Genomic DNA, 15,570 nt, shown 5'->3' with positions numbered 1-15,570 from the left:
GGGCGACCGGGGCACGAAGCAGCCGCGAGTCGACAAGGGGTCTCGACACGCTGGCTGCGCTCGCTACTCGACCACCGAACCGCTGTGGTCTCGACGAGCTCGACCGGCGTACCTCGTTGCCCTGCGCACCTTCCGGGGTCTCGACGAGCTCGACCGGCGTACCTCGTTGCCCTGCGCACCTTCCGGGGTCTCGACGAGCTCGACCGGCGTACCTCGTTGCCCTGCGCACCTTCCGGGGTCTCGACGGGCTCGACCGGCGTCGGTTCGCTGCCGTGCGCACGTCGCTGGGTCTCGACGGGCTCGACCGGCGTGGGTTCGCTGCCCTGCGCACGTCGCTGGGTCTCGACGGGCTCGACCGACGTGGGTTCGCTGCCCTGCCCACGTCACCGGGTCTCGACGGGCTCGACCGACGTGGGTTCGCTGCCCTGCCCACGTCACCGGGTCTCGACGGGCTCGACCGACGTGGGTTCGCTGCCCTGCCCACGTCACCGGGTCTCGACGAGCTCGACCGGCGTACCTCGTTGCCCTGCGCGCCTTCCGGGGTCTCGACGAGCTCGACCGGCGTACCTCGTTGCCCTGCCCACCGCTCCGGGTCTCGACGAGCTCGACCGGCGTACCTCGTTGCCCTGCCCACCGCTCCGGGTCTCGACGAGCTCGACCGGCGTACCTCGTTGCCCTGCGCACGTCGCTGGGTCTCGCCGGGCTCGACCGGCGTACCTCGTTGCCCTGCGCGCCTTCCGGGGTCTCGACGAGCTCGACCGGCGTGGGTTCGCTGCTCTGCGCACGTCGCTGGGTCTCGACGGGCTCGACCGGCGTGGGTTCGCTGCTCTGCGCACGTCGCTGGGTCTCGACGGGCTCGACCCGCGTGCCTCACCGCCCTGCCTCGCCGGGTCTCGACGAGCTCGACCCGCGTGCCTCACCGCCCTGCCTCGCCGGGTCTCGACGAGCTCGACCTCCGTGCCTCACCGCCCTGCCTCGCCGGGTCTCGACGAGCTCGACCTCCGTGGGTCACCGCCGTCCACGTGGTGCGGGGCTAGGGTCCTGAGGGTGGACCTGCCCGTCATGCCGCCCGTCCAGCCGATGCTCGCGAAGTCCGTGAAGGGCATCCCCGACCCGGACAAGCACGGCGGGCTGAGCTTCGAGCCGAAGTGGGACGGCTTCCGGTGCCTGCTGTTCAAGGACGGCGATGAGGTCGAGCTGACGAGCCGCAACACCAAGCCGCTGACCCGCTACTTCCCCGAGGTCGTCGAGGCCGCGCGCGAGCAGCTGCCCGAGCGATGCGTGCTCGACGGCGAGCTGTTCGTCGCACTGCCGGACGGCGAGGCCGGCCAGCGGCTGGAGTTCGAGGTGCTGCAGGAGCGGATCCACCCGGCGAAGTCGCGGGTCGACCTGCTCAGCCGGGAGACCCCGGCCGGGTTCGTCGCCTTCGACCTGCTGGCGCTCAGCGACGAGTCGTACGTCGACCGGCCGTTCCGGGAGCGCCGGGCGGCAATGGAGAAGGCGCTCGACGGCCTCACCGGACCGTGCTTCCTCACCCGGACGACGACCGACCCCGAGCAGGCGGAGCAGTGGTTCCACCAGTTCGAGGGCGCCGGCCTCGACGGCGTGATCGCCAAGCCGCTCGACGCGCCGTACCAGCCGAACGCCCGCACCATGTTCAAGATCAAGCACGAGCGGACGGCCGACGTCGTGGTCGCCGGCTACCGCGAGCACAAGAACTCCACGCCGGAGCGGCCGCTGCTCGGCTCGCTCCTCCTCGGCCTGTACGCCGACGGCTCGCTGCAGCACATCGGCGTCTGCGCGAGCTTCACCGAGAAGCGTCGCGCCGAGCTGATCGAGCAGCTCCAGCCGCTGGTCGTCCCGGTCGAGGAGCACCCGTGGGGCGCCTGGCAGGAGTGGGCGATCGCCAACCCCGACCGGGTGCCCGGCACGCAGAGCCGCTGGAGCGCCGGCAAGGACCTGTCGTTCACGCCGCTGCGGCCGGACCTGGTGCTCGAGGTCGCCTACGACCACATGGAGGGGCGCCGCTTCCGGCACACCGCCCAGTTCCGCCGCTGGCGGCCCGATCGCGACGCCGAATCCTGTGGCTACGACCAGTTGGACGAGCCGACGGGCTACGACCTCGCTAGGATTTTGGGTGCGGGACCGACCACCGGTTCCCAGGCCGGGAGGCGCTGAGATGACCGAGACCTACCACGTGGTCCTGCTCGTCGAGCAGGCGCTGACGAAGGCCGACGCCGCCCAGGTGCGGTCCCTCCACGAGGGCCTGGACGAGCCGGTGACCTACCACGTGCTGCTGCCGATGGAGGACGCTGCGGCCCGGATCGAGGCCTCCATGGGCTCGCTCGCGGCCGGCGAGGTGATGGCGTCGCCGGCGATGGCGATGCGCGAGGTCGACCTCGAGGCGGTCCGCAAGGACTGTCAGGAGCGGTCCGTTCGCGACCTCGAGCAGACCCTCACCGCGCTCCGCGACGCCGGCGCCACGGCGCTCGGCGAGGTGATCACCAAGCCCCCGATCGACGCGCTCGCCGACAAGGTCGAGCAGGTCGACGGCCGCGAGGCCATCATCCTGACCCGCCCCCACGTCGTCGCGGAGTTCTTCCACGTCGACTGGACGTCGCGCGCACGCCGCAAGATCGGCGTCCCGTGCCTCCACCTGCTCGAGCACGAGAACTTCGACGAGCAGGCCGGCGGCGGCGAGGGCATCAGCGGTTTCTGACCCGTAACTCCACCGGTTCGGCCTGTTACCGAACGCTGGACCGAGTGTTTCCGTCACGTGGGTGAGTCGTTGCCGTCGGGTTCGTAGTGTTCTGGATGTCGGCACATGGGGATGGATCAGAAGTACGAGGGAGATCCATTGCCGACAGGCCGGGTCGGAGGGAGAGCCGACCCGACAGACGGAACCACTCAGGTCTGTGGGGGACCTACGGGGGCCGTCACAGCCGGGGGTGGAGGAGTGCACGACGGCGATCGTGGGGGTCGCCGCACCCTCTATGGGGGGTGGTCCGCCGGACCGAGGCAACGGGCGGACCACCCGGACCCGGCCCACTGCTGCGTGATCCGGTCCGCGGGCCTGATCAGTCGGCCGCGTCGACCTCGTCGGCCTCGTCGGCTCTGGCCAGCTCGACCGCGATGTCGAGATGACCGGCGTGCCGGGCGTACTCCGCCAGCACGTGGAAGCAGATCCACTCCAGCGTCGGCGGGTCCTCGGCGAAGCGACCGCCGGCCGAGGCCGTCGCGTCCAGCGGGAAGTCCCGCAGCACCGACCGGGTCCGTCCACCCACCGCCCGCAGTCGCGCGACCAGGTCCCCTGCGGTGACGCCGTCGGGCACGTGCCACCGGCCGTCCGCCCCGGGCTCCCAGGGCTCGTCGACCGTCCAGTCGCCCCACGGGTCGGCCACCTGCTCGCCCAGGAAGCCCCAGACGAACCACCGCTGCTCCATGTGCAGCACGTGGCTCAACAGCTCGACCGGGGTCCAGCCGGACGCCAGCCGCGTCGTACGACGCTCGCCCTCGGGCAGCGACAGCACCCCGTCGACGATCTCCTCGCGCACCCAGTCGAGGTACGCCGCCCAGCGGCCCGCTCCTGCCATTGCGTGGCTCCCGGGCTCCTCACTCACGTGCCCTCGACCCGGTTGCCGTGCTCGTCCCAGTGCTCCGCGACCTTCTTCGACGGCTGCACCCGCGGCGGCTCCCCCGGCATCTTCGGGTAGTCCGGCGGGAAGTTGAGCTCGCCGCCGGGCAGCTCCTCCCACAGCCGCAGCAGCGGCTCCAGGGAGTACGCCGTGTCGTCGATCGCCGCCCACGGGTCGCCGTCGGCGACCCGGTCGGGGACGGTGAAGAGGTTGAGCTCGCGCGGGTCGTCGAGGTCGGCCAGCTCCTCCCACGTCACCGGCGTGGAGACCGGCGCGCCCGGCAGCGGCCGCAGCGAGTAGGCGGAGGCGATGGTGCGGTCGCGGTTGTTCTGGTTGAAGTCGACGAAGACGCGCTCGCCCCGCTCCTCCTTCCACCAGTCGACGGTGACGCCGTCGTCCCGCCGGGCGAGCTCGCGGCCGAACCCGATCGCGGCGTGCCGCACGTCGGTGAACTCCCAGCGCGGCTCGATCCGGACGTAGACGTGGATGCCGCGGTTGCCGGAGGTCTTGGCGTAGCCGACCAGGCCCAGCTCCTCGAGCAGCTCACGCGCCACCCCGGCCACCCGCACCGCGTCGCGGAAGGCGGTGCCGGGCTGGGGGTCGAGGTCGATCCGCAGCTCGTCGGGGTGGTCGACGTCCGCACGGCGGACGGGCCAGGGGTGGAACGTGAGGGTGCCCATGTGGGCGCACCAGACCGGCACCGCGATCTCGGTCGGGCAGATCTCGTCGGCGGTCCGGCCGGACGGGAAGGTGACCCGCACCGTCTCGACGTACTCGGGGGCGCCCTTGGGCACCCGCTTCTGGTAGAACGCGTCGGCGTCCTTGTCCTGCGGCCCGGTCGCCAGCCGCATCCCCTCCCGGACGCCGGAGGTCCACCGCTCGAGCGCGGTCGGCCGGTCGCGCAGCGCCCGCATCAGGCCGTCGTCGACGCTCGCGAAGTACTCCGCGACCATCAGCTTGGTGACCTCGGGCGTGCGGTCGGTCGCCTCGTAGATCACCCGGTCGGGGCTGGAGACCCGGACTGCCCGGCCCCCCGCCTCGACCTCCGCCGCGGTCGTCCTCGCCATGCGTCCCAACCTAGCGCCGCACGCCGACGGACCGATGACGTCGGCGACGGAGTCGAGGCGGTGAACGCCGCGCGAAGGGGCGGCGAGCATCGGGCGGCGGAGTCTGTCGACCCCTTCCCACAGGGTCCCGGAGGTGCTTGGCTTCGCTCCGGCTCGGGCCACCCACCGAGCGACCCCTGTGAGCACTGCTCACGCAACAGAAGGAAGTCGCACGTGACCAGACTCTCCCCCCTTGCCGCGGCGCTGGCCGTGGCGTCCGGGACCGCCCTCGTGGCGGTGCCCGGCACCACCGCGCAGGCGGCGTCCACCGACGTCGTCATCAGCGAGGTCTACGGCGGCGGCGGCAACTCCGGCGCCCCCTACAAGAACGACTTCGTCGAGCTGCGCAACCTCGGCAGCACGACCGTCAGCCTCGCCGGCTGGAGCGTCCAGTACGCCTCCGCCACCGGCTCGTCGTGGACCAACAGGACCGCGCTCAGCGGCTCGGTCGCGCCCGGCGCGACGTACCTCGTCCAGCTCGCGGGCGGCAGCACCGGCGCCGCGCTGCCGACGCCGCAGGCGACCGGCACCACCAACATGAGCGCCACCAGCGGCAAGGTCGCCCTGGTCACGAACAACACCAACCTGACGTGCGGCAGCAACTGCGACACCCACGCGTCGGTGAAGGACTTCGTCGGCTACGGCTCGGCCAACGACTCCGAGACCGCCACGGCGCCCTCCGGCAGCAACACCACCTCGCTGACCCGCGCCGGCGCGGACACCGACCACAACGGCAACGACTTCGCAGCCGGCGCCCCCACCCCGGGCTCGGCGAGCGGCGGGGGCGGCGGGAGCTGCACCGGCACCCGGATCCACGACGTGCAGAAGGCCTCCCACACCGGCCAGACCGGCTCGGTCAACGGCCTCGCCGGCATCGTCGTCGCGACCTCGACGACCGGCTTCTGGATGCAGGACACCGACGCCTGCGCCGACGCGGACCCGGCCACCAGCGAGGGCATCCTCGTCTACACCTCCACCGCCCCGACCGTCGTCGTGGGCGACGCGGTCGAGGTCGGCGGCAGCGTCACCGAGTACCGCTCGGGCGGCGCGTCCAGCGACAACCTCACCACCACCCAGGTGACCGGCCCGACCGTCACGAAGACCGCGACCGGCCAGCCGCTGCCGAGCGCGACCGTCGTCGGCTCCGGCGGCCGGGTGCCGCCCGCCACCGTCATCGACGACGACGCCACCGGCAACGTCGAGACCTCCGGGACCTTCGACGCCACCACCGACGGCATCGACTTCTGGGAGTCGATGGAGGGCATGCGCGTGACGGTCAACGCGCCCCAGGTCGTCGGCGCGACCAACTCCTACGGCGAGACCGCGGTCGTCCCGAACGGCTCCGGCGTCCGCACGCCGCGCGGCGGCATCCTGGTCTCCGCGACCGACTTCAACCCCGAGCGGGTCCTGCTCGACGACGTGCTCTCGGCGGCGCCGCAGGCGAAGGTCGGCGACACCCTCGGCGCCTCGGTGACCGGTGTCCTCGACTACTCGTTCAGCAACTTCAAGCTGCTGCCGACCGCCACCCCGGCCGTCGTCGCCGGGACGCTCACCCCCGAGGTGACCACCGCGGCCCCGGCGGGCACGCTCGCCACCGCCACCTTCAACGTCGAGAACCTCGACCCGAGCGACCCGCAGTCGAAGTTCGACGGGCTCGCGCAGCAGATCGTCACCAACCTCAGGTCGCCCGACCTCATCGCGCTCGAGGAGGTGCAGGACAACAGCGGCGCCACCAACAACGGCGTCGTCTCCGCCTCCACCACCTACAGCAAGCTGATCTCGGCAATCTCGGCCGCGGGCGGGCCGGCCTACGACTACCGGCAGATCGACCCGGCCGACGGCGCCGACGGCGGCGAGCCCGGCGGCAACATCCGGGTGGCGTTCCTGTTCCGCACCGACCGCGGCCTCGCCTTCGTCGACCGCGGCACCGCCACGGCGACCACCGCCACCACCGTCACCGGCAGCGGAGCGAGCACGACGCTGAGCCACTCCCCGGGCCGCGTCGACCCGCAGAACGCCGCATGGTCCTCGACCCGCAAGCCGCTGGTCGGCGAGTTCACCTGGAACGGCAAGAAGTTCTTCGCCATCGCCAACCACTTCAGCAGCAAGGGCGGCGACGACCCGCTCTTCGGCAAGGTGCAGCCGCCGGTCAACAGCTCCGAGCCCAAGCGCCACGACCAGGCCGGCGTCGTCCGCGGCTTCGTGGACCAGCTGCTCGCCGCCGACCCGAACGCCCGGGTGGTCGTCCTCGGCGACATCAACGACTTCGAGTTCAGCCGGACCACCGACATCCTCGTCGGCTCGGGCGCGACGGCGCTGACCAGCCTGCCGCGCACGCTCCCCGCGAACGAGCGGTACAGCTACGTCTACCAGGGCAACAGCCAGGTCCTCGACCAGATCCTGGCCTCGGCCTCCCTGGCCGGCAGCGCGGCGTACGACATCGTCCACGTCAACGCCGAGTTCCAGAACCCGCTCAGCGACCACGACCCCTCGGTCGCCCGCTTCACCTTCTGAGCCGCGCGCACCACCGCAAGGGCGGGCCCGGTTCCCTCCCGGGGGCCGGGCCCGCCTTGGCGCAACGCCTATCGTTGGCGCCATGACGTACCAGGTGGAGAAGACCGACGAGCAGTGGCGTGAGGAGCTCTCGCCCGAGGAGTACGCCGTGCTGCGCCAGGCCGGCACGGAGCGGGCCTTCACCGGCGAGTACACCGACACCGAGACCAAGGGCGTCTACCGCTGCAAGGCGTGCTCGGCGAAGCTCTTCGAGTCCGACACCAAGTTCCACTCCGGCTGCGGCTGGCCGAGCTTCTACCAGCCGATCACCGACACCGTCGAGTACCACGAGGACAACTCCCACGGCATGAAGCGGGTCGAGGTGCGCTGCGCGTCCTGCGGCTCCCACCTCGGGCACGTCTTCCCCGACGGCTACGGCACGCCCACCGGAGACCGGTTCTGCATCAACTCGGTCAGCCTGACGCTCGAGCCCGCCGACGACTGACGGGCTGACGGGCCGGTCGCGTCAGTCGGGTCGGTCGGCCGTGCCGGCGAACCAGCCCGACGGGCCCAGCTCGGAGCCGATCCGCGGCACGTACTGCTCGAAGTAGACCCGCGAGATCAGCTCGCGGCGCGACCGCACGTCGGCCTTCTCGAAGACCGACTTCAGGTGGTCCTGCACGGTGTACGCCGAGAGGTGCAGCGTCGCGGCGATCTCCTTGGTGTCGACGCCCTGCAGCACCAGCTGGGTGACGTCGCGCTCCCGCTGGGTCAGCCCGAAGGCCGCCACGACCAGCGCCACGATCTCGGGAGGCCGCGCCTCCTCGATCGTGACCACCACGTCGCCCTGCCGCTCCCCGGCCGAGCCGACGGCTGCACCGGAGGCGCTCAGCGGCGAGGCGTGCATCATCAGCCACATGCCGCTGGAGGCGCGGACCCGCGAACGCGGCACGACGTCGGTCTCGCCGCGGGCGTAGCGTCGCGCGGCGCCCACCAGCGCCGAGACCGGCGACAGGTGGTCGCCGTAGGCCAGGCTGCCGCGGCCGAGGTCGGCCAGCCGCTCCTCGGCGCCGACGCTCATCTGCACGACCCGGTCCCGGGAGTCGACGATCACCACCGCCGGGCCGAGCGGTGACGCCAGGCCGGGTGCCTCCGCGAGCCGGGTGAGCAGGCCCGAGCGGACACCGTGGGCGAAGCTCTGCGACAGAGACGCGAGGAACTCGACCTCCCGCTCGTCGAACGGGCGCTCGTCCGAGCCGCGGAACATCGCCAGTCCGCCCCACACCTGCGACCCGTCGCGGATCACCAGCCGCGCCTCGTCGGCGTAGCCGAAGTTCGGCAGCACCAGCGTCCGCATCCGCTCCGACTGCTCGACGTCGCCGCCCGTCACCGCGTGCACGCTCGCCGCCACCAGGCCGGCACGCACCATCTCGACGTAGGCGGTCTGCTCGCACGAGCCGTACTCGATCAGGCCCCACTCGTGGTCGTGGGCGTTGCGGTCGCGCAGCTCGCCGTACTTGCGGGCGCTGGTGACCATGAGCGTGCCGGGGTCGTGGGTGGCCAGGCAGGCCCCGACGAACGGCACCGCGCGCTGCACCGAGGCGATCGACTCCTCGAGGAAGGTCTCGAGGTCGAGGCCCGCGCGCGCGACGACCTCCACGTCCCGGCGGACGCGTTCACTGGTCAGCCCGGTCAGGGTGGAGGGCAGGGTGGAGGCCACGATCCCCCAGTGTCCGCCGCGGCGCCGCGGCGCGACATCCCAGATATCTGGGTGGTCCGGACCACCCAGCCGTCGCGGTCCGCAAATACCCTCGTCCTCGGGGTGGTGCGCAGGTCTCGCCGGCCGCGACGCTCTCTGCCGTGTCCACGACCCTGCCCAGCACCCCGGCCCCCGTCCGGGTCCCCGCCCTCCTCGGCGAGCCCGTCGACGAGCGCGGCCGGCTGGTGCACGCCGACGACCCGGCCGCCCAGGCCGCGCTGGCGCTGTGCCGGCTCGAGGCCGCCCTCGGGCGCGACGGCCACCGCCCGGTCGACCTGGTCCGGCTGCGGGTGCTCGTGCCGGAGCCGGACCTCGTCGGCGACGTCGCGGAGGTGCTCACCGAGCGGCTGGAGGAGATCGGGGCCCGCGCCGACCTCGAGGTCGTCGAGGTGCCGGCGCTGGCGCTGCCGGGCCAGCTGGTCGCGCTCGAGCCCGTCGTACGCCGCCCCGGCCGGCTGCTCGTCGTGGTCGCCCATCCCGACGACGAGGCCTTCGGCTGCGGCTCGGTGATCGCCCACGCCACGGCCCACGGGCTGCGCAGCACCGTCGTGTGCGCAACCCGCGGCGAGCTCGGCGAGCCGGCCCCCGGCTCCGGGCTCACCCGCGAGGAGCTGCCCGCGGTCCGCGAGCGCGAGCTGCGCTCGGCCTGCGCGCTGCTCGGGGCGGAGCGCGTCGAGCTGCTCGGCTACCGCGACTCCGGCGTGTCCGGCGCCCCGGTGCCCGGGTCGCTGGCCGCCGCCGACCCCACCGAGCTGCGCGACCGGGTGGCCACGATCGTCGACGAGGTGCGCCCCGACGTGGTGGTCACCCTCGACGCGGGCGACGGGCACCGCGACCACGCAGCAGTCCGGGACGCGACCCTCGCGGCGCTCGACGTGGTCGAGCACCGGCCCGCCGCGACGTACCTGCACTGCCTGGTGCGGTCGGTGATGGCGGCGTTCACCGGCGACCCGACCCTCGGCACCCCCGACGAGGACGTGACCGCGCTCGTCGACGTCGCCGACGTGCTGGACCTGCGCTGGCGCGCGATCCGGGCCCACGCCTCGCAGGTGCCGCCGTACGACGCGATGGACGAGCCGCTCCAGCACGCGTTCCTCGCGGTCGACCGGCTCCGCCGCGTCGACCCTCCCTGGCCCGGCGGCCCCGTGGCCGATACCTGGCTGCCGCGCCCTCCCGAGGCGCTTCGGCCGTCGGGGCCGCCGCCCCCCTCCCAGACCCCTCCCGGGCCGCCGGACCGGCGTCCCCACACCACCGAAGGAAGCACCATGACCCTGACCTCCTCCCCGACCACCTCGCCGGGGTCCGCCCCTGGCTCCGCTCAGTCGCTGCGCGGCCTCTGCGGCGGCCGGGTCCACCTGCCCGGCGACCCGGCGTACGACCAGGTGCGGCAGCCGTGGAACCTCGCGGTCGACCAGCGCCCCGCCGCCGTCGCGCTCCCCCACACCGTCGACGAGGTCGTCGAGGTGGTGCGCGCCGCCGCGGCCGCCGGGCTGCGGGTGGCGCCGCAGAGCACCGGCCACGGTGCCGGGCCGCTCGCCGGCGCCGACCTCTCCGACGTGGTGCTGCTGCGCCTCTCCGGGCTCACCGGCGTCGAGGTCGACGCGGCGGCAGGCACCGCCCGCGTCGTCGGCGGCACCGAGTGGCAGGACGTCGTCGCCGCGGCCGCGCCGCACGGCTACACCGCCCTGCACGGCAGCGCCCCCGACGTCGCGGTCGCGGGCTACGCCCTCAACGGCGGCATGTCCTTCTACGGCCGCGCCCACGGCCTCGCGGTGAACTCCGTGCGTGCGGTCGAGGTCGTGACCGCCGAGGGCGTGCTGCTGCGCGCCGACGCCCACCAGCACGCCGACCTGTTCTGGGCGGTCCGCGGGGGCGCCGGCAACCTGGGCGTCGTCGTCGCGCTCGAGATCGACCTGCTGCCGCTCCCCGACGTGTACGCCGGGATGCTGCTGTGGGACCGGAAGCACGCCCTGGCCGTGACCCGGACCTGGGCCGCCTGGACCCGCGACCTGCCGGAGTCGGTGACGACGTCGCTGCGGGTGATGAGCTTCCCGCCGCTGCCCGAGCTGCCGCCGTTCCTCAGCGGCCGGCAGCTGGTCGTCATCGACGGCGCCGTGCTCGAGGACGACGAGCGGGCGGCCGAGCTGCTCGCGCCGCTGCGGGCGCTCGAGCCGGAGATGGACACGTTCGGCCGCGGGCCCGTCACCGACGTGCTCGCCATGCACATGGACCCGCCGGCGCCCACCCCGGCTGCCTCGGACCACGCGCTCCTGGCCGAGGTGACCGGTGAGACCGTCGAGACGCTGCTGGCCCACGTCGGCCACGGGACCGCCTCGCCGCTGCTCTTCGCCGAGCTCCGCCACCTCGGCGGCGCGTTCGCCCGCCGGGCGGAGCACGGCGGCGCGCTCTCGGCGCTCTCGGGCGAGTACGCGCTGTACGCCATCGGCGTGGCCCCCACCCCCGAGGTGGGCGCCGTCGTGCAGGAGGCGGCCGCCGACCTGGTCCGGGCGCTGGCGCCGTGGTCGGTGCCGGCCTTCGCTCCGACGTTCACCGACAACCCCGTCGACGCGAGCAGCTTCTTCGACGGCGAGGACTGGGCGCGGCTGGCGCACCTGCGGGCGGCGTACGACCCGCACCGCCGGATGGTCGCCAACCACCGCCTCTGACGACCTGCCACCAGTTGCCCGCCGGAGCACCGCGAGCTGCCACCAGTTGCCCGCCGGAGCACCGCGAGCTGCCACCAGTTCACCGCTGACCCGCCCGAACTATCGGGCGGGTCAGCGGCTTTGTGGGGTCAGGTGACGTCGACGAGGGCGGAGGTCACGAGCACGACGTCCTGGCCGTACTCCGCTTCGCACCACGCCTGCAGCGAGCCGTCGTCGTAGGTGACGTCGACGAAGACGTGGCCGTCCATGCTGTAGGCGCCCTGGGCGCCGGCGAGGCCGCCGCCGACCTCCTCGGCGATCGCGGCCAGCTCCTTCTCGGACAGGTCGACGGCCGGGTCGGGTGTGGGCTCGGGCTCCGGAACCATCGCGTCGTACAGCGCGGCCGGGACGGCGTCCTCGAGCGTGAACGCCTCGCCGTCCCAGCGGCCGGTGACGTGGAAGTCGCCCCAGCGGATGTCGCCCTGCCGCTCGAACATGCCGTCGCGCTCGGACCACGTCCAGCCGAGGATCGGCGGCCCGCCGCACTGCGGCGGCCACGACTCGGCGACCGCGCCGAGGCACAGCTCGGGGCGGCCGGTGTCCATGACCGTGGCCGTCATCCGGGTGGCGACCAGGCCGTCGGCGGCGGGTACGTCGGCGGGCATCGGCGAGCCCGCCGGGCCGCCGCCGGACGAGCTGTCGTCCGACGAGCCGGGGTCGATCGCGGTGGTCGGCCCGTCGTCACCGCCGCACGCGGCGAGGGTGAGCGGGGCGAGCAGGGCCAGCACGGCCAGGGTGGTCCTCATGCCCATGGGACGAGGGGGGCCCGGGTTCGGTTCCCGGTCGGGCCGAACGCGATAGTTCGTGACGTTCGGGTCGCCCGGAGACCCGGAACGCGACCCGAACGTCACGAACTATCCGCAGCGATCAGGGCAGGCGGTCGACCAGCTCGCGGACCTCGGCGCGGGCGCCGGTGTAGAACGGCACCTCCTCGCGCACGTGGCGGCGCGCCTTCGACGCCCGCAGGTGCCGCATCAGGTCGACGATCCGGTGGAGCTCGTCGGCCTCGAACGCCAGCATCCACTCGTAGTCGCCGAGGGCGAAGCTGGCGACGGTGTTGGCGCGGACGTCGGGGTAGCCGCGGGCCATCTGGCCGTGCTCGGCGAGCATCTCGCGCCGCTCGGCGTCCTCGAGGAGGTACCACTCGTAGGACCGGACGAACGGGTAGACGCAGATGTGCTTGCGGGGCTCCTCGTCGGCGAGGAACGCCGGGATGTGGCTCTTGTTGAACTCCGCGGGGCGGTGCAGCGCCATCTGCGACCAGACGGGCTCGAAGCGGCGGCCGAACGCCGTGCGGCGGAACCGGTGGTAGGCCTGCTGCAGCTGCTCGGAGTCGGCGGCGTGCCACCAGACCATCAGGTCGGCGTCGGCGCGCAGCCCGCTCACGTCGTACAGGCCGCGGACGACGACGTCGGCCTCGGCCAGGTCGGCCAGGAGCTTCTCGACCTCGTCGGCCTCGGCGGCACGGTCGGTGTCGCCGAGCGGCTCGGCCAGGCGGAAGACCGACCACATCGTGTAGCGGATGGTGTCGTTCAGCTCGCGGATCCGGGCGGCGTTGCTCATGCCCCTATTCTGCCGGGCGCAGCGAAGCCGCGGCCCGGCGGGCCGACGCGATCACGGCCGGGATGCCGACGCCGTCGTACGCCGCCCCGCAGACGGCCAGCCCGGGCACCTCCGCGACGGCGTCGCGCACCTTGGTGACGAGGTCGAGGTGGCCGACGGCGTACTGCGGCAGCCCGCCGCCCCAGCGCTGCACGTGGCTGTCGACGGGAGGGGCGGTGAGGCCGGCCGCGTCGGCGAGGTCGGCCAGGGAGGCCGCGACGAGCTCCTGGTCCGGCACCTGGAGCGCCTGCTCCTCGCGGTGCCGGCCGAGGGAGGTGCGCAGCAGGAGCAGGTCCTCGCCGTCGAGCGCGCCCACGCCGGCCGCCCGCACCCAGTCCCACTTGGCGAAGGAGAAGGTGCTGGCCTTGATCCGGCGGCCCTCGACGGGCGGGACGAGGAAACCCGAGGAGTCGGCCAGGTGCGCCGGCACGTCGGCGGCGCGGAAGGCCAGGGTGACGACCGCCATCGAGGCGTGCTCGACGGTCGCCAGCGCGTCGGCGGCGGCCGGGGCGACACCCTTGAGCAGCCGTGCCGCCGGGGCGGCGGGCACCGCGAGCACGACCTCGTCGACCTCGAGGCACTCCTCGTCGCGGGTGGGGCCGAGGACGAGGCTGAACCCCCCGCCAGTGCTCGCGTCGACACGGTCGAGCGCCCGGACGGTCGCGCCGGTGCGGACCCGGAACCGGCCGGTGGCGGCGAGCGCCTCCGGCAGCCGGCCCATCCCGCCGGCCAGCCCGCCGAACACGGGGCCGTGGACGACCGGCAGCGCGGCCGCCGCCTCCAGCAGGGAGCCGCGCTCCAGCAGCGCGACCAGCTGCGGCACGGTCGCGCGGGCCGACAGCAGCCGCGCGTGACCGGCGTACACGCCGCCGAGCAGGGGCTCCACGAGCCGGTCGACGACCTCGTCACCGAGGCGCCGCGCGACCAGCTCGCCCACGGAGACGTCGCGGTGGAGAACCGTGGGCGGCAGGTCCGGCTCGGCGCGCACCCGCGCCAAGCCCCGCTCGGAGAGCACGCCCGACGCCTCCAGCGCGGCCAGGTCGAGCGGCACCCCCATCAGCGAGCGCGGCAGCGGCCGCAGCGCGCCGCCGGTCCACAGCCGCGACGCCGCGCCGGTCGGGTGGACGACCTCGAGGCCGAGCTCGGCCGCCAGCTCGGCACCCTCGGGGCGGCGGTGCAGCATCGCCTCCGCGCCCACGTCGACGGTGACGCCGCCGACCTCGGCGCGCAGCAGCTTGCCGCCCAGCCGGGGCGAGGCCTCGAGCAGGACCACGTCGCGACCCGGGTCGGCGCCCAGGAGGTACGCCGCGGTGAGTCCGCCGATGCCGCCCCCGACGACGGCCACGCGGGTCGGGGTCGGGGACATGCCGCCCAGCGTAGGGTGCGGCCGTGGACACCGACTCGAGCGCCGCACGCATCGCCGTCCTGATCGACGCCGACAACGTCTCGTCGGCGTACGCCGAGGCGATCCTGGACGAGATCGCGTCGTACGGCACCCCCACGATCAAGCGCGCCTACGGCGACTTCTCCTCGTCGCGGCTCCAGAAGTGGACCCGGGAGCTCAACGCCCGCGCGATCCGCGCGATGCATCAGAACGCCTTCACGACGGGCAAGAACTCCACCGATCTCGCCCTGGTCATCGACGCGATGGACCTGCTGTACGCCAACAACGTCGACGCGTTCGCGATCGTCAGCAGCGACAGCGACTTCACCGGGCTGGTGCACCGGCTGCGCGAGGGCGGCAAAACCGTCTACGGGCTGGGCCGCAAGAACACCGTCGATGCGCTGCAGAACGCGTGCGACAAGTTCATCCAGCTCGAGGTGCTCGGGGCCGAGGGCAACGGGGACGACAGCAACGGCGACGAGGTCCCCGAGACCCCCGAGACGCGGGACGGCGAGGGCGGTGCGGCCGCGGAGACGCCGCCGCCCCCGAAGATCAACCTGCAGAGCGCGCTGACCAAAGCGGTGAACGCCACCAGCGACGACCACGGCTGGGCCCGGCTGTCCGGCGTCGGCGACCACCTGGCGCGCAGCCACCCGTCGTTCGACCCACGGACATTCGGGCACTCCAAGCTGAGCAGCCTGGTCCGCGAGCAGCCCTACCTCCAGACCCGCTCCGAGGGAGCCGGCATGCAAGTCGCCCTCAAGGGCAAGGCCTCGACGGGCTCGGGCACTGCGAGGAAGGCGGCGGCCGGGAAGTCCCCGACCAAGAAGGCCACGGCGAAGAAGACCGCCGCGAAGAAGGACTGACCCCTCCCCTCGCGCGGGAA

The 15,570-nt window shown here is 73.5% G+C and carries 12 protein-coding genes; 6 read left to right on the top strand and 6 right to left on the bottom strand.

Annotation, left to right across the window (positions count from 1 at the left end):
• Positions 1 to 1,047: 1,047 nt before the first annotated feature.
• A complete protein-coding gene (locus ACFP2E_RS13870; RefSeq protein ID WP_378524073.1) occupies positions 1,048 to 2,178 on the top strand; it encodes an ATP-dependent DNA ligase in 1,131 nt (376 codons plus the stop codon).
• Position 2,179: 1 nt separating this feature from the next.
• Positions 2,180 to 2,719 carry a hypothetical protein gene (locus tag ACFP2E_RS13865; RefSeq protein WP_378524072.1) on the top strand — a complete coding sequence of 180 codons (540 nt, stop codon included), beginning with the start codon at positions 2,180 to 2,182 and terminating at the stop codon, positions 2,717 to 2,719.
• A 358-nt stretch (positions 2,720 to 3,077) separates the two neighbouring features.
• Here ACFP2E_RS13865 and ACFP2E_RS13860 read toward each other — a convergent pair whose 3' ends face one another.
• Positions 3,078 to 3,593: a DUF664 domain-containing protein gene (locus ACFP2E_RS13860; protein ID WP_378524071.1), complete on the bottom strand. Its 516-nt coding sequence runs from the start codon at positions 3,591 to 3,593 to the stop codon at positions 3,078 to 3,080.
• 23 nt (positions 3,594 to 3,616) lie between these two features.
• Complete coding sequence (locus tag ACFP2E_RS13855; protein ID WP_378524070.1) at positions 3,617 to 4,702, bottom strand: DNA polymerase domain-containing protein; 1,086 nt, start codon at positions 4,700 to 4,702, stop codon at positions 3,617 to 3,619.
• A gap of 213 nt (positions 4,703 to 4,915) precedes the next feature.
• Between ACFP2E_RS13855 and ACFP2E_RS13850 the strand changes: the two genes are divergently transcribed.
• The gene (locus ACFP2E_RS13850) at positions 4,916 to 7,255 is read left to right on the top strand and encodes a lamin tail domain-containing protein (protein WP_378524069.1); all 2,340 of its coding nucleotides are present in this window, start codon (positions 4,916 to 4,918) and stop codon (positions 7,253 to 7,255) included.
• 82 nt (positions 7,256 to 7,337) lie between these two features.
• Positions 7,338 to 7,739: a peptide-methionine (R)-S-oxide reductase MsrB gene (gene msrB, locus ACFP2E_RS13845; protein ID WP_378524068.1), complete on the top strand. Its 402-nt coding sequence runs from the start codon at positions 7,338 to 7,340 to the stop codon at positions 7,737 to 7,739.
• 21 nt (positions 7,740 to 7,760) lie between these two features.
• Here msrB and ACFP2E_RS13840 read toward each other — a convergent pair whose 3' ends face one another.
• Entirely contained in the window at positions 7,761 to 8,954 is a 1,194-nt protein-coding gene (locus ACFP2E_RS13840) for a response regulator transcription factor (protein WP_378524067.1), read from the bottom strand.
• Between the two features lie 140 nt (positions 8,955 to 9,094).
• Here ACFP2E_RS13840 and ACFP2E_RS13835 point away from each other — a divergent pair, with 140 nt between their 5' ends.
• Positions 9,095 to 11,659: a PIG-L family deacetylase gene (locus ACFP2E_RS13835; protein ID WP_378524066.1), complete on the top strand. Its 2,565-nt coding sequence runs from the start codon at positions 9,095 to 9,097 to the stop codon at positions 11,657 to 11,659.
• 128 nt (positions 11,660 to 11,787) lie between these two features.
• On the opposite strand, the gene ACFP2E_RS13830 is transcribed toward ACFP2E_RS13835, so the two are convergent.
• The 3 genes from ACFP2E_RS13830 to hemG all read right to left on the bottom strand — a co-directional run bounded on the left by ACFP2E_RS13830 (position 11,788) and on the right by hemG (position 14,666).
• Complete coding sequence (locus tag ACFP2E_RS13830; protein ID WP_378524065.1) at positions 11,788 to 12,444, bottom strand: hypothetical protein; 657 nt, start codon at positions 12,442 to 12,444, stop codon at positions 11,788 to 11,790.
• A 121-nt stretch (positions 12,445 to 12,565) separates the two neighbouring features.
• Positions 12,566 to 13,261 (bottom strand): hydrogen peroxide-dependent heme synthase, encoded by a 696-nt coding sequence (gene hemQ / locus ACFP2E_RS13825; protein WP_378524064.1) that lies wholly within the window; start codon positions 13,259 to 13,261, stop codon positions 12,566 to 12,568.
• A gap of 4 nt (positions 13,262 to 13,265) precedes the next feature.
• Entirely contained in the window at positions 13,266 to 14,666 is a 1,401-nt protein-coding gene (gene hemG, locus ACFP2E_RS13820) for a protoporphyrinogen oxidase (protein WP_378524063.1), read from the bottom strand.
• A gap of 23 nt (positions 14,667 to 14,689) precedes the next feature.
• Here hemG and ACFP2E_RS13815 point away from each other — a divergent pair, with 23 nt between their 5' ends.
• A complete protein-coding gene (locus tag ACFP2E_RS13815; protein ID WP_378524062.1) occupies positions 14,690 to 15,550 on the top strand; it encodes an NYN domain-containing protein in 861 nt (286 codons plus the stop codon).
• Positions 15,551 to 15,570: the final 20 nt, after the last annotated feature.

The sequence above is a fragment of the Nocardioides sp. GCM10027114 genome, assembly GCF_042659625.1.
Classification (GTDB): Bacteria; Actinomycetota; Actinomycetes; order Propionibacteriales; family Nocardioidaceae; genus Nocardioides.
Note: the sequence above shows the minus strand (reverse complement) of the source record. Positions and strands in the feature narration are given on the sequence as shown.